The organism is Antribacter sp. NEAU-D49 (assembly GCF_057158775.1).
Genome location: NZ_JBXTSN010000009.1, coordinates 1 through 13,778 on the forward strand (window position 1 = coordinate 1; position 13,778 = coordinate 13,778).

The window sequence follows — 13,778 nt, forward strand, 5'->3', positions numbered from 1 at the left end:
ACGGCCCGTACTTCGCAGGCACGTCCCGCCACGGCGTCCCGGCCCGCAGCCGCCACAAAATCCCGTTGATCACCTGCCGGTGATCACGCCACTGCCCGCCACGCCCGGACGAGACCGGCAGCAGCGGCTCGATCCGCGCCCACGCCGCATCCGTCAACTCACCCCGACCAACACCCACAACCCGGACATTACAGAACCAGTGACCAGGCCATTCACAGGACAGGCCCTAGGGCAGGTAGCGCATCGGGTCGGTCGTGCTGCCGTCCGTGTACACCTCGAAGTGCAGGTGGCACGCGGTGGAGGTGCCTGTGGTGCCCGAGTAGCCGACCACCTGGCCCGCCGCGACCTGCTGGCCCGAGGACACCGCGAACGCCGACAGGTGGTTGTAGCTCGACATCACGTTGTGCCCGTCGGTCCAGCCGTGGTTGATCAGCACCTGGTTGCCCAGCCCCGCCAGCGTGCGCGAATACACCACGGTGCCGCTCTGCGCGGCGAGGATCGGCGTGCCGCAGTACGCGCGGAAGTCCGTGCCGGCGTGCAGCCGCCAGTAGCCCAGCACCGGGTGGAACCGCATCCCGTAGGACGAGGTGACCACGGGGTTCGCCGTCGGGTAGCGCAGGAACGAGCCGGACGGTGCGCTCGCCGCGCCGCCTCCGCCGCCGCCACTGCCCTGGGCGGCCGCGGCGCGGGCCGCCTCCTCGGCGGCGCGGCGGCGCTCCTCCTCCAGGCGGCGGTCACGCTCCGACTGCTCGGCGATGATCCGCTGGAGGTCGGCCTCGATCGCCGCGGCCTCGGCGGCGTTCGCGTCGATCTCCTCGATCGCCGCCTGCTTGCGCGCCTCGATGGTGGCCTTGAGCTGCTGCTGCTCGGCGATCAGCCGCTCGATCTCGGCCTTCCGCGCGGCGGCCGCGTCCGCCGCCGCCTGCTTGGCCAGCACGTTCTCGTCGGCCAGGCGCTTGAGCTCCGCGATGGTCTCGCGGACCGCGGCGAGACGGGCCTGGAGGTTGCGGGCGATGGCCTCGGCGTCCTGCAGCTCGGCGAGCGTGCGGGCCTGGCTGCGCGCAGCCGACGACGTCACGGCGTACCCGTCCACGAACTCCTCGGTGGACTGCGCCCCCGTGACGAGGCCGAGCGCGTTCGCGTCCCCGCTGCCCCGGAACTCCTCACGGGCCATCTGCGCGATGTCGGCCCGCGCCTCCTCCACCTTCCCCGCGCCGTCCTCGATCTGCCGGGTGACGGCTGCCTCCTCGAGCTGCGCGTCCGACAGCCGCTGCGCCAGCACCGCCGCCTCCCGCTCGGCACGTTCGAGCTCCGCCTCGGCGGCGGCGAGCTCGGCCTCGGCCACGGGCAGCCGTCCCTCGACGGTGTTGAGGTCCAGCACCGCCTGCGCCAGCTCGGCGTCCGTGTGCTCGAGCTCCGCCTCCAGGGTCTCCCGCTCCGCCTGCTTCGCCCGCTGCTGGGCCTCGGCGGCGGCCCTGCGGTCGTCGATGTCGTCGGCGACGGCGGACGTGGCCCCGCCGAGCACGAGGGAGACCGTCAGGAGGGTCGCCGCCAGGCGGCCGGGCAGCGAGCGGGCTGGGTAGGTGCGCATCGTCGGCATCAGACTCTCGTGTAGCGGTTCTGCGTGAAGAACGACGACACCACTGCCAGCGCCGCCGCCACGGCGACGAGGAGCGGCGCTATCGCCAGGACGTCCAGCTCGGAGACGTAGGCCACCCAGTTCACCGACTGTTCCAGCCAGTCGGAGACCAGGAAGCGCACGGCGAGCCACAGCCCCACCACGGCGAGCACGGAGCCCGCCACCGCCGCCAGCGCTCCTTCCAGGAGGAACGGCAGCTGGACCAGCAGGTTGGAGGCGCCGACGAGCCGCATGATCTCCGTCTCCTTGCGGCGTGAGATGGCCGACAACCGGATGGTCGTGGTGATGAGCAGCACGGCAGCGAGGAGCATGACGACGGCAAGGCCGGCGGCCAGCAGCGTCGCCACGTTGAGGGTGCGGAACAAGGGTTCGAAGACGGCCCGCTGGTCGTTGACCATCTCGACGCCGTCCCGGCCGGAGAGGACGTCGCTCACCACCCCGTACTGCTCGGCGTCGGTGAGGTTGAGGCGAAGCGACGCCTGCATGTCGTCGACAGTGAGCTGCGTGCCCTGGTACCCGTCCGGGTAGCGCTCCTGGAACTCCGCGAACGCGTCGTCCTTGGACTCGAACCAGACCTGCTGCACCTCGTCGGCGAGCTCGGTGTCGATCACCTGGCGCACCGCGTCGATCTGGTCCTGGGTGGCCTCGCCCGCCGCGCAGGTGGGCGCCATCGAGCCCGTGGGGCAGAGGAAGACCGACACCTCCACGAGGTCGTACCAGTCGTCCTTGAGCTTGCCGATCTGCGCCTGGAGCAGCGCGGCCGAGCCCACGAACGTCAGGGACACGAACGTCACCAGGATGACGGCGATCACCATCGTGGTGTTGCGCCGCAGGCCGTGGACGACCTCGCTCAGGACGAACTGGAACCGCACCTCAGGCCTCCCCGAGGGCGGGCCGCAGCATGCGGGTGCCCGCACCGGGCGCGTCAAGCACGGGCGAGCGGCCGACGTCGGGCAGGATCGCCTCCCGCTCGCCGTACACACCACGCGCCTCGTCGCGCACGACGACGCCGGTCGACAGCTCGACCACGCGCTTGCGCATCTCGTTGACGATCTCGTCGTCGTGCGTGGCCATGACCACCGTGGTGCCCGTGCGGTTGATGCGGTCGAGCAGGCGCATGATGCCGAGGGAGGTGGTCGGGTCGAGGTTTCCCGTGGGCTCGTCGGCCAGGAGGATCTGCGGCCGGTTCACGATGGCCCGCGCGATGGCGGCGCGCTGCTGCTCCCCGCCGGAGAGCTCGGTGGGCATGCGCTTCTCCTTGCCGCCCAGGCCCACCATGTCCAGCACCTCCGGGACCGTGTCCCGGATGACGTGCCGCGGCTTGCCGATCACCTGGAGCGCGAACGCCACGTTCTCGTAGACGGTCTTGTTCTGCAGGAGCCGGAAGTCCTGGAAGACCACGCCGAGCTGACGACGGAGGGTCGGCACGCGCCAGCTCGACAGCGCCGCCACGTCGCGCCCGGCCACGTACACGTGGCCCCGCGTGGGACGCGCCTCCCGGAGGACCAGCTTGAGGAAGGTCGACTTCCCGGAGCCCGAGGCCCCCACGAGGAAGACGAACTCTCCCCGCTCGACGTCGACGGACACGTCGTCGAGGGCCGGGCGCGCGCCCCGCGTATAGACCATCGACACGTTCTCGAACCGGATCACGAGCACTCCCCTGGGACGGACTTGCGTCCCGAGGGTAGGCACGGGTGAAGGCGGGCGCGGCGGGAGACACGCCGGAAACCCTCGTTGTCGGAAATCGCGCTATTAGGCCGTTTTGAGGCCCTTGCGCCGCCGATCTACTCGACGGTGGCAGACCGGCGCCAGCGGATCCCTGCCTCGATGAAGTCGTCGATGGCGCCGTCGAACACCGCGCTCGGGTTGCCGGACTCGTGCTCCGTCCGCAGGTCCTTGACCATCTGGTACGGCTGCAGCACGTAAGAACGCATCTGGTCGCCCCAGCTCGCCTTGATGTCCCCCGCGAGCTCCTTCTTCTTCGCCGCCTCCTCCTGCTGGCGGACCAGGAGCAGGCGCGACTGGAGCACGCGCAGCGCCGCGGCACGGTTCTGGATCTGCGACTTCTCGTTCTGCATCGAGACCACGATGCCCGTGGGGATGTGCGTCATGCGCACCGCCGAGTCGGTCGTGTTGACCGACTGGCCGCCCGGCCCGGACGAGCGGAACACGTCCACCTTGATCTCCGACTCCGGGATCTCGATGGAGTCCGTCTGCTCGATGAGCGGGATCACCTCGACGGCAGCGAACGACGTCTGCCGGCGACCCTGGTTGTCGAACGGCGAGATGCGCACCAGGCGGTGGGTCCCGGCCTCGACCGACAGGTTGCCGAACGCGTAGGGCGCCTTCACCTCGAACGTGGCGGACTTGAGCCCGGCCTCCTCGGCGTACGACGTGTCGAGCACGGTGGTGGGGTACCCGTGGCGCTCGGCCCAGCGCAGGTACATGCGCATGAGCATCTCGGCGAAGTCCGCGGCGTCGACGCCGCCCGCGCCGGAGCGGATGGTCACGACGGCCTCGCGCGCGTCGTACTCCCCGTTCAGGAGGGTGCGGATCTCCAGCGCGTCGAGGTCCTTGCGGATGCCGACGAGCTCGCCCTCGGCCTCGGTCAGCGTGTCGGCGTCGTCCATCTCCACCGCCATCTCGACCAGGGTCTCCAGGTCGTCGATGCGGGCGCCCAGCTTGGCGACGCGGTCGAGCTCCGCCTGCGTGACGGAGAGCGCGGAGGTGATCTTCTGCGCGGCCTCCGGGTCGTCCCACAGGTCGGGGACCGACGCCTGCTCCGAGAGCTGGGCGACCTTGGCGCGCAGCACCTCCGGGTCGCTCACCGACTCGATGGACTCGAGGGTGGAGCGGAGCGCCTTGATCTCGGCGGGAAAGTCGATGGTTGCCACAAGGTTCTAGGTTACCCGCCCCTGCCGTCTCACCATGCCCGGGCAGTCGACGTGGCGCTCAGCGGGATGCCGCCGCCGAAGAGGTCGGTGAACCAGCGGAGCAGAGGTGGTCTCGCGACCGCGGCCAGCGTGACCCGCGCCGAGCGCCCGTCCGGCGACGACGCCTCGACCACCGCGAACCCGTCCGGCGCCGACGGGGGACGCTCCGCCAGGGCCGCCTGGACCGCGGCCCGCACGTCGGCGTCGGACAGGGTGAGCACCGCGCCCTCCCGCGGTGCCGCGCCCCGGCCCGAGTAGAAGGTCTCCGCGGGCATGGCCTGCGCCGCGTCGGCGGCCAGCAGGTCGGCGAGGTCGTAGAGGCGCTTGCGGTCGAGGTGGACCGCGGTCGCCGAGACCACGACCGCCGTCAGGGCCAGGGCGAACGCGGTGAAGGCCGCTGTCAGCAGGAGGATGCGGCCGGACTCGGGCTCCCCGGCTCCCGGCGTCACGGGCGGGCCGCCGCGTAGCGGTCGACCACGCCCACGTGCGCGGCCTCGACCGGCACGCTCAGCGGCACCCAGCCACGGACGGCCGGCGGTACCAGGGGCAGGGGGACGTCGAGCCGGACGAGCGCCGCCACCTCACCGCCCGGGGTGAGGCACGGGTCGGCCGAGCACTCCAGCGTGAGGCGTGTGCCGCCGTCGGACGCGAGAAAGCCCTGGTCCGCCAGAGCCAGGGCGACCGCGGCCTGGGCCCGCGTCGCGCCGTCGGCGCTGGTCTGCGCCGTGACCATCGCCCGGACCGCCTCGTGCGCCGCGCCCTCGACGGCGAAGGCGGCGGCCTGGACGCGCCCGGCGGTCAGCACGAGGTAGACGAGCGGGACGAGCAGGACCAGAGCGACCCCGAGGAACTCGACGGAGGCGTTGCCACGGTCGGCTGCTGCTCCGGGCCTGGTCATGGCACCTCGTCGAGGGCCTGGCCGCGCACCGTCAGCGAGCCGCCCGGTCCCAGCAGCCCGACGACGGGCAGCGGCGCCACCACGGTCACCTCCACGACGGGCAGCCCGTCGCGCGTGACGGAGCGGGCCGTCACGTCCTCGGCGAAGTCGCGGGACAGGGCCGCGTCCAGCAGGGCCCGGGTGCGGGCGACGCCGTCGGCCAGGTCACGGTCGGCCCGGCCCGCGAGGCGGGCGCCCTCGGCCGCGGCGTCGGTGGTCAGGGCGCGGACATGGACCGCGAGCGCAACCTGGACCACGCCCAGCAGGAGGGCCAGGACGAGCGCCGAGACCATGACGAACTCCGCGATCGCGGAACCGGCCTCGCCGGCAGCCGGGCGGGTCCCGGTGCGCGGGCGCGCCCCCGCGCGAGCGGCGCTCATCCCTGCCCGGTGACCGACGCGATCGCCTGCCGGAAGGCGCCCTCGAGCAGCGGCCCGGCGACGGCCCACAGCGCGACCACCAGGCCGGCCGTCATGAGGGTCACCAGGACCCAGCCCGGGACGTCACCCCGCTCGGGATCGTCGCCAGGGACTCGCGGGGCGGTCGCCGGGCGCTGCTGCTGCGTCATGGTCGTCCTTCGTCGTGGGGTCAGAAACCGATCTGAAGTGTCATCAAACTGGGGAGAACTGCGAAAACAACGGTAATCGGCAGCAGAAGAAACACAACAGGAACCATCATCAGGACCTCCTTGCGCCCGCCCGCCTCCAGCAGGGCCCGCCGGCCGGCCTCCCGCACGTCCTGGGCCTGCGCCCTCAAGACCTCGGCCAGCGGGGTTCCCCGCTCCAGTGCGACCACCACGCCCTCGGCGAACCGGGTGAGCGGAGCGAGACCGGTCCGCTCGGCCATCGCGGTGAGCGCCGCGGGCACCGAGGCCCCCGCGCGGACCGCGGCGAGCGCCCGCGCGAGCTCGTCCGCCAGCTCGCCGCGCGCGGTGGTGGCCACCCGCTCGATCGCCGCGACGGGCCCCTCCCCGGCGGCGACCGCGAGCGCGAGGAGGTCGGCGATCGTCGGGAACTCGGCGAGCATCCGCTCCTCGCGCTGGCGGACCCGGTGCGCCAGGACCTGGTCGCAGGCGACGTAGCCGGTAGCTCCGCACAGCACCACCAGCGCGACGAGCGGGATCGCCGCAGACTCGCGCGTCGTGGCGAGCAGCAGTGCCAGGCCGAGCCCGGCGGCCACCCCCAGCACCGACCACACGAGCTGACGCGCCCGGAACTGGTCGACGCTCTCGCGGGATCCCGCGCGGTCCAGCCGCCGCCGCACCTGGTCGCGGGGCGACCCGAACCGTTCGAGAGCGCGCAGCACGGCGGAGGCCAGGGGGCCGGTCCACGCGACGCCGGGGACGTCGGAGCGCAGCAGAGCGGAGGTGGCGTCGCGCGGGCGCAGGTACGGGGCGAGCCGCGCGTCGAGCCGGGGGCGCCGTGCGTCCAGCCCGGCGAGGACGAGCAGCAGCCCCGCGGCCAGCCCGAGTCCGGCCAGCCCTCCCCAGGCGGTCACCGGAGCACCCGCCGTTCCTCGGGCAGCCGCCCCAGCCGCAGCATGAGCCGGTACGCGGCGACCGAGCAGGCGGCGCCCGCAACCAGCACGGCGACGCCCACCGGTGAGTCGTAGGCGCGTGCCGTCTCCGGACGAGTGGCGAGGAGACCGAGCACCACCCAGGGGCCGGCGACGGCGACGCGTGCCCCGTTCACCGTCCAGCTCTGCCGCGCCTCCAGCTCGCCGCGTGTCCTCAGGTCGTCCCGGAGGAAGCCCGACAAGGTGCGCAGGAGGCGGCCCAGGTCGGACCCGCCGACGTCGCGCGTCAGCCGGAGGGCCTCGGCGATGCGGTCGGCGACAGGGTCGGCCAGGCGGGCCTTGAGCGCGTCGAGGCAGTCGCCGAACCGTCCCGTGGCGCGGTAGTCGCTCGCGAACCGCCGGAACGGCTCCCGGAGCTCGACCGGCCCCCGGTCGCCGAGCTGCGCCACCGCCTCGGGCAGGGACAGCCCGGCGCGCACTCCGGACGCGAGGTGGTCGACCACCTCTGGCCAGACCTCCCGCAGGTCCCGGCGCCGCCGCCGGGCCCTCGCCCGCACCAGAGCGCCTGGACCGAGCGCCGCGAGGACCGCGAAGCAGGCAGCGATCGCGGGCGACCGGGTGAGGGCGAGCGCCGCGAGCAGGACCAGTACCCCGGCCCCGGCGCTCGCCCCGTAGAGCATGGCGGGCGTGACCGAGGGCGCCCCGGCCTGGACCAGGAGGTCCTGCACCCGGGCCAGCCGTCCGCTCCGGACCGGGCCGCGCGCCGGCGGCTCCCAGAAGGACCACCAGACGCAGAACGCTCCCGCGCCGAGCAGGAGGCCGGCGACCACCCCCATCAGCGTGTCGCCCCGTCGGGGTCGGCGAGCAGCGCCCGCAGGTCGATCCCCGCCCGCTCGAACCGGTCGGTCCCGGGCGGGAAGCCGTCACCGCGCCGGAGGATGCCCGTTGTGTCGCGGGCGAACAGCGTTGCCGTCTCGATCCGCCCCTCCTCGGCACGCCCCGTCACCGCGACGATCTCGCCGACCCGCCGCCGTCCGCCCCGGTCCACGCCCAGGTGCACCACGACGTCGATCGCCGACGCCACCGTGGGCACCACGAAGCGGTCCGTCACGTTCTCCCCGGCGAGCAGCGGCAGCGTCGTCATCTTCGCCACCGCGTCGCGCGCCGAGTTGGCGTGCAGGGTGCACATCCCCGGGATGCCCGCGTTGAGCGCCACCAGCAGGTCGAACGCCTCGGCCTCCCGCACCTCCCCGATGACGATCCGGTCGGGGCGCATCCGCAGCGCCTCCTTGACCAGGCGGCGGAGCGGGATCTCGCCCACGCCCTCGAGGCTGGGCGGACGGCACTGCATGGCCACCTGGTCTCGGACGGGGAGCCGCAGCTCGAAGACCTCCTCGCACGACACCACCCGCTCGGACGCGGGGATCGACCCGGCGAGCGCGTTGAGCATGGTGGTCTTGCCCGCCTGGGTGGCGCCTGCCACCAGCACGTTGAGCCCCGCCCGAACCGCGCCGTCGAGGAAGGCGGCGGCGTGCGGCGTCAGCGAGCCGAGCCGGACCAGGTCCTCCAGGCCGTTCGCGCGCACCACGTGCTTACGGATGTTGACCGCCAGGTCGCGCCGGGTGACATCCGGGATGACGGCGTGCAGCCGCTCGCCGCCGGGCAGGCAGGCGTCCACGAACGGGCTCGACAGGTCGAGCCGCCGCCCGGAGGACTTGAGCATCCGTTCCACCAGGTCGCGCACCTGCTCGGCCGTGAGGATCGTGGTCGTGAGCTCGGAGACCCCGCCCCGTGCCACGAAGACCTGGGCGGGGCTGTTGATCCAGATCTCCTCGACCTCCGGGTCGTCGAGGTACTGCTGGAGCGGCCCGAGCCCGCCCACGGCGTCGCCGACGGCACGTGCGGCCGCGGCCGGGTCGACGAGCGGCGGCACCAGCCCGCGCGTCACCCGCTCGGCGTAGTCGCCCAGCACCTCGTGCACCAGGCTGCGAAACCCCGAGCCGTCGCGCGCGGGGTCCAGCCCCCGCTGACGCACCAGCTCGCGCACCTCTTCCTCCAGCAGCGCGACACCGTCGTGATCGGCCATGCTCCGCCCCCTCGGACTGCCCCCGTGCGTCCCTCGTGGGACCCGCGAGCGACACTAGGCGGTCGCGCCCCGGCGCGCAGAGGCACCCTGTGGACAACTCCGCATAGGGTCGCTCCATGAGCTCGCCCCGCTGGCAGGCCGCCGCCCGCGCCACCGGCCTCCTCGCCCCTGACGGACGCGTCGCCGCGACGATCTTCGCGGAGATGTCGGCCCTCGCCGCCCGCACGGGTGCGATCAACCTGGGCCAGGGCTTCCCGGACGTGGACGGTCCCGAGTACGTCAAGGAAGCGGCGGTCGCCGCGATCCGCGACGGCCGTAACCAGTACCCGCCGGGCGACGGCATCCCGGAGCTGCGGCGCGCCGTGGCCGGCCACCAGGCCCGCCACTACGGCCTCGCCGTCGACCCCGACACCGAGGTGCTGGTCACCACGGGCGCCACCGAGGCGATCGCCGCCGCGCTCCTGGCGCTCGTCGGCCCGGGCGACGAGGTCATCACGCTCGAGCCCTTCTACGACTCGCACGCCGCGGGCATCGCGATGGCCGGCGCCACGCACGTCCGCGTCCCGCTGGTGCCGAGCGGGACGACATTCCGCCTCGACCTGGACGCCCTGCGCGCCGCCGCCTCTCCCCGCACCCGGATGATCCTGGTCAACAGCCCGCACAACCCCACGGGCACGGTCCTCTCCCGGGCGGAGCTGGAGGCGCTGGCGCAGGTCGCCCGCGAGCGCGACGCGATCGTCCTGACCGACGAGGTCTACGAGCACCTCGTCTTCGACGGCGTCGCGCACGTCCCGGTCGCCACCCTGCCCGGCATGGCGGAGCGCACGCTCACCGTGTCGTCGTCGGGCAAGACGTTCTCCTTCACGGGCTGGAAGATCGGCTGGGTCCACGGCCCGGCCCACCTGGTCACGGCCGTCCGCACGGTCAAGCAGTTCCTCACCTACACGTCGGGCGCGCCGTTCCAGCCGGCCATCGCCCAAGCCCTGGCCGACGACGACACGCCCCGCGCCCTGGCCTCGTCCCTCGCCTCCCGGCGGGACCTCCTCCTCGAAGGTCTCGAGGCAGCCGGGTTCGGCGTGAGCGTCCCGCAGGGCACGTACTTCGTGGTGGCCGACGGCGGCCCGCTCGGCTTCGCGGACGGCGCCGACCTCTGCCGCCGCCTGCCAGAGCTCGCCGGAGTGGTCGCGGTGCCGGTCTCGGCGTTCTGCGCGGCCGGCTCCCCCACCGCGGAGGCGTTCCGCTCCCGGATCCGCTTCACGTTCGTCAAACGGGAAGAAGTGCTGCGCGAGGCGGCCACCCGCCTGGCGCGCCTCTCGCCGAGATAGTGCGCTCGGCGGGGCGAGGGTCAGCCGACCACCAGCGACACCGCCACGACCAGCATGACGACGGCGATCACGCCGTCGAGCACCCGCCACGCACCGGGACGGCGCAGCACCGGCGCCAGAAGCCGCGCCCCGTACCCGAGACCGAGGAACCAGGCCCAGCTCGCCACGGCGGCGCCCGCCGCGAACCACCAGCGCAGGTCACCGTAGGTGGAGCCCACGCCGCCCATCAGCACCACCGTGTCGAGGTAGACGTGCGGGTTGAGCCAGGTGAGCGCGAGGGTCGTGGCGACGACGGCGCCGGCCCCTGTACGGGCGGCCCTCCCGGCCGCGCGCCTCGCCGAGAGAGGCCCCTGCCCCTCGAGACAGGCCTCCGGATCGCGAGCGAGGCCCTCCCGGCCCCTGTCCCCCGGACCGGCCCCTACCTCGGCCGGGACCGGGACGCCCGCCGCGACGGCCACCGCCCCGGGCGACCCCGGCCCGCCGTCGGGCACCGTGAGCTCTCCCGTGCCGAGCCAGGCACGCCGGGCGGCCAGGGCCCCGTAGGCGAGCACGACCGCGGCGCCGAGCCAGCGCACGGCCTCGACCACCGCGGGAGCGCCCTGGAGCACCGACCCGAGCCCACCCACGCCCGCGGCGATGAGCAGCGTGTCCGACCCCGCGCAGAGCACCACCACGAGCGCCACGTGCGCGCGCTGGAGCCCCTGGCGCAGCACGAACGCGTTCTGGGCACCGATGGCCACGATGAGCGACAGGCAGAATCCGAGCCCGGCGAGGGCAGCGCCGAGCGCGGGAGCGTTGGAGAGCATGCAGCCACGCTACGGAAGGACCTCATATGAAGACCAGCTCAAGTTCCTGAAGGTGATGAAGCAGCGCTTCATGATTGACTGGCTCCCATGCGCTGGGACTCCGCACAGCTCGAGGCGCTGGCCGCCGTCGTCGCCGAGGGCACGTTCGAGGGGGCGGCGCGCGCGCTGCACGTGACGCCGTCGGCGGTGAGCCAACGCATCCGCGCGCTCGAGAACACCGCGGGAAGCGTGCTGGTGCGGCGGTCCCGGCCGGTCGTGGCCACGGACACCGGCGAGGTGCTGCTGCGCCTCGCCCGCCAGGTGGAGCTGCTGGCGGCGGAGGCGGCCGCGGAGCTCGGCGGCGCGGGCGACCACCCATCGCCCACGTGGTCCACGGTCCCCCTCGCCGTCAACGCGGACTCGCTCGCCACCTGGATCCTGCCCGCGCTCGCCCACGTGGACGGCGTCTGCTTCGACCTGCACCGCGCCGACCAGGACCGCACCGCGGCGCTGCTCACCGACGGGCTCGTCATGATGGCCGTCACCTCGCAGGCCGAGCCGGTGCAGGGCTGCTCGTCGGTGCCGCTCGGCGTCATGGCCTACCGGCCGGTGGCGACGCCCGCCTTCCGGGAGCGGTGGCTCCGGGACGGCCCCACGGCCGCCGCGCTGTCGGCGGCCCCGGTCGTCGTCTTCGACCGGTCCGACGACCTGCAGGACCGCTACCTGCGCGGCCGGGGCGCGTCCGGATCGCCCCGGCACCACGTGCCGAGCTCGGTCGAGTACGTCGAGGCGGTCCGGCTGGGCCTGGGCTGGGGCATGCTGCCGGAGCTGCAGTCGGGGCCGCTCGTGGCCTCGGCCGACCTGGAGGTCTTCGACCCCGCGGCCGTCCTGCGCGTGGCGCTGCACCTGCAGCAGTGGCGGTTGCGGTCGTCGGTGCTGGACGCGGTCTCCGCGGCGCTGCGCGCGGAGGCCGCGGACCGCCTCCTGCCGCAGCGGCGCTGACGGCTACGGGCAGGTGCCCGGCGGGACCGAGGGCACAGGCTCGGGCGGGGGCACGGCACCGCTGCCCGACGGCGGTGGTGCCGCCTCTCCCGTCGTCGTCCCCGGGTCGGTGGCCGTCTCCGTGGTCGGCGGGGGCGGCGGGGGCGGGGCCGCCGCTCCGGTCCCGGTCCCGGTCGCGGGCGCTCCCGTCGTCGTGCCCGGCTGCTCCGCCGCCCCGGACGAGGCGGCCGGCTGCTCCACGGGCAGCGCCGGGAGGTCGGCCGGGGGCTGGTCGGCGGCGATGCGGTCCCAGATGTCGTACGCCTCGCCGGTCCAGACGACCTTGTTCCGGTTCTGCGGGAACGGCTCGTTGGGGATGGTCCGGAAGACGATCCGCGACCGGTCCAGGTCCTTGAGGCTGAAGGCGAGACCGACCAGCTTGGCAGGGTCCGCGAGCGCCGGGTCGGGGCTGATCGAGCCCATCACGGCCGAGGCCAGGGGCAGCATCTTGGTGGGGTCGGCGAGCGTGTCGGCAGCGAGCAGCTTGCCCAGGAGGTTGTTGACGAACCCCTGCTGGCGCTCGATGCGCGCGATGTCGGCCCGGCGCTCGTCGATGCCCTCGCCGTGGCGGATGCGGAGGTACCCGATCGCCTGCAGGCCGTTCAGCGTCGGGTTGCCGGCCGGCAGGTTGAGGCTGCCGTAGCGGGGGTTCTCGACGATCGGCTCGGCCAGGCAGACCGGCACGCCGCCGATCGCGTCGACCACGCCGACCACGCCGTTCATCTTCACGACCACGTGGTTCCCCACCGGCACGTCCGTGTTCTCCACGACCGTCGAGATGGTGCACGCGGCCGCGTAGTCGAGGTCGTTCTCGCCCTTGCCCGTGATGTACCCGACGGCGCCGAAGGAACCGTTGAAGCTGTTGAGGTCTCGCTCCGGCGCGGTGCCGCCGCCCGGCACGTTGCAGGCGGGGATGGAGACCATCGAGTCGCGCGGGATGGACACGATCTCGACCCAGGTGCGGTCGGCGGAGACGTGCACCAGGAGCGTGGTGTCGGACCGCAGGCCGCCCTCCTCGTCCTTCCCGGCGATCGCGATGTTCGCGGCGTCCCGGTAGTCGGTGCCCATGACGAGGATGTTGACCGGCACGTCCTTGAAGGGGTCGTCGGGGTCCTGCGGCACGGGCGCCTCGGCGGCCGCGCCGACGGTGAGCCCGGAGACGTCGGAGACGTCGACCTGCGACCGGAGGTCCGCCACCACGGCGGCGACTGCAGAACCGCCCAGCGCGAAGACGCCGAGCGCCACCATCGCCACCACGCGCGGCACGGGCGACCACCCGAGGCCGGAGGAGTGTCGCGTGGCCGGGGCGTCCGGGTCACGAGGCAGACCCACCTGGGGTCCAGCCTTGTGCTGGGGCGTCGGTGTCACGGGCATGGCTCAGAGGTTAGCGGCGGGTGAAGGCCCCTCCCGCACCCTTTCACCAGGGGAAACGGCCGAGTTGAGGAGATTCTGCGAAGGCCGTACGGAGGTCGGCGGTAGAAGCCTTCCCCCCGGTGGCGGACACGCGGCTACGGTGC

16 protein-coding genes are annotated in these 13,778 nt (G+C 73.6%); 2 read left to right on the plus strand and 14 right to left on the minus strand.

The window, feature by feature from the left end; all coding sequences use genetic code 11:
- The 12 genes from AC060K_RS09030 to AC060K_RS09085 form a co-directional block, all read right to left on the minus strand.
- Positions 1 to 223 (minus strand): transposase (locus AC060K_RS09030; protein WP_483765222.1); only part of this gene is annotated, 223 nt, incomplete at its 3' end.
- Positions 224 to 226: 3 nt separating this feature from the next.
- Positions 227 to 1,591 (minus strand): peptidoglycan DD-metalloendopeptidase family protein, encoded by a 1,365-nt coding sequence (locus AC060K_RS09035; protein WP_483765102.1) that lies wholly within the window; start codon positions 1,589 to 1,591, stop codon positions 227 to 229.
- Positions 1,592 to 1,599: 8 nt separating this feature from the next.
- On the minus strand, positions 1,600 to 2,511 hold the full coding sequence (gene ftsX / locus AC060K_RS09040) for a permease-like cell division protein FtsX (protein ID WP_483765103.1): 912 nt from the start codon (positions 2,509 to 2,511) through the stop codon (positions 1,600 to 1,602).
- Between the two features lies 1 nt (position 2,512).
- Entirely contained in the window at positions 2,513 to 3,289 is a 777-nt protein-coding gene (ftsE, locus tag AC060K_RS09045; RefSeq protein WP_483765104.1) for a cell division ATP-binding protein FtsE, read from the minus strand.
- A 134-nt stretch (positions 3,290 to 3,423) separates the two neighbouring features.
- Positions 3,424 to 4,533: a peptide chain release factor 2 gene (gene prfB / locus AC060K_RS09050; RefSeq protein ID WP_483765105.1), complete on the minus strand. Its 1,110-nt coding sequence runs from the start codon at positions 4,531 to 4,533 to the stop codon at positions 3,424 to 3,426.
- Positions 4,534 to 4,562: 29 nt separating this feature from the next.
- Positions 4,563 to 5,021, minus strand: a complete 459-nt coding sequence (locus AC060K_RS09055; RefSeq protein WP_483765106.1) for a hypothetical protein — start codon at positions 5,019 to 5,021, stop codon at positions 4,563 to 4,565.
- Positions 5,018 to 5,470, minus strand: coding sequence for a pilus assembly protein (locus tag AC060K_RS09060; RefSeq protein ID WP_483765107.1), 453 nt, complete (start codon positions 5,468 to 5,470; stop codon positions 5,018 to 5,020). The genes AC060K_RS09055 and AC060K_RS09060 overlap by 4 nt, the downstream gene beginning before the upstream one ends.
- A complete protein-coding gene (locus AC060K_RS09065) occupies positions 5,467 to 5,889 on the minus strand; it encodes a TadE/TadG family type IV pilus assembly protein (RefSeq protein ID WP_483765108.1) in 423 nt (140 codons plus the stop codon). Before AC060K_RS09065 ends, AC060K_RS09060 begins: the two co-directional genes overlap by 4 nt.
- Positions 5,886 to 6,077, minus strand: coding sequence for a hypothetical protein (locus tag AC060K_RS09070; RefSeq protein WP_483765109.1), 192 nt, complete (start codon positions 6,075 to 6,077; stop codon positions 5,886 to 5,888). The genes AC060K_RS09065 and AC060K_RS09070 overlap by 4 nt, the downstream gene beginning before the upstream one ends.
- A 20-nt stretch (positions 6,078 to 6,097) precedes the next feature.
- Complete coding sequence (locus AC060K_RS09075) at positions 6,098 to 7,006, minus strand: type II secretion system F family protein (RefSeq protein WP_483765110.1); 909 nt, start codon at positions 7,004 to 7,006, stop codon at positions 6,098 to 6,100.
- Positions 7,003 to 7,860 carry a type II secretion system F family protein gene (locus AC060K_RS09080; protein ID WP_483765111.1) on the minus strand — a complete coding sequence of 286 codons (858 nt, stop codon included), beginning with the start codon at positions 7,858 to 7,860 and terminating at the stop codon, positions 7,003 to 7,005. Before AC060K_RS09080 ends, AC060K_RS09075 begins: the two co-directional genes overlap by 4 nt.
- Positions 7,860 to 9,110 (minus strand): TadA family conjugal transfer-associated ATPase, encoded by a 1,251-nt coding sequence (locus AC060K_RS09085; RefSeq protein WP_483765112.1) that lies wholly within the window; start codon positions 9,108 to 9,110, stop codon positions 7,860 to 7,862. Before AC060K_RS09085 ends, AC060K_RS09080 begins: the two co-directional genes overlap by 1 nt.
- A 116-nt stretch (positions 9,111 to 9,226) precedes the next feature.
- On the opposite strand from AC060K_RS09085, the gene AC060K_RS09090 reads away from it, so the two are divergent.
- Positions 9,227 to 10,435, plus strand: coding sequence for a pyridoxal phosphate-dependent aminotransferase (locus tag AC060K_RS09090; RefSeq protein WP_483765113.1), 1,209 nt, complete (start codon positions 9,227 to 9,229; stop codon positions 10,433 to 10,435).
- Positions 10,436 to 10,455: 20 nt separating this feature from the next.
- Here AC060K_RS09090 and AC060K_RS09095 read toward each other — a convergent pair whose 3' ends face one another.
- The gene (locus AC060K_RS09095) at positions 10,456 to 11,241 is read right to left on the minus strand and encodes a LysE/ArgO family amino acid transporter (protein WP_483765114.1); all 786 of its coding nucleotides are present in this window, start codon (positions 11,239 to 11,241) and stop codon (positions 10,456 to 10,458) included.
- Positions 11,242 to 11,328: 87 nt separating this feature from the next.
- On the opposite strand from AC060K_RS09095, the gene AC060K_RS09100 reads away from it, so the two are divergent.
- Positions 11,329 to 12,222, plus strand: a complete 894-nt coding sequence (locus AC060K_RS09100; protein WP_483765115.1) for a LysR family transcriptional regulator ArgP — start codon at positions 11,329 to 11,331, stop codon at positions 12,220 to 12,222.
- Positions 12,223 to 12,225: 3 nt separating this feature from the next.
- On the opposite strand, the gene AC060K_RS09105 is transcribed toward AC060K_RS09100, so the two are convergent.
- Entirely contained in the window at positions 12,226 to 13,635 is a 1,410-nt protein-coding gene (locus tag AC060K_RS09105) for an LCP family protein (RefSeq protein ID WP_483765116.1), read from the minus strand.
- Between the last annotated feature and the right edge of the window lie 143 nt (positions 13,636 to 13,778).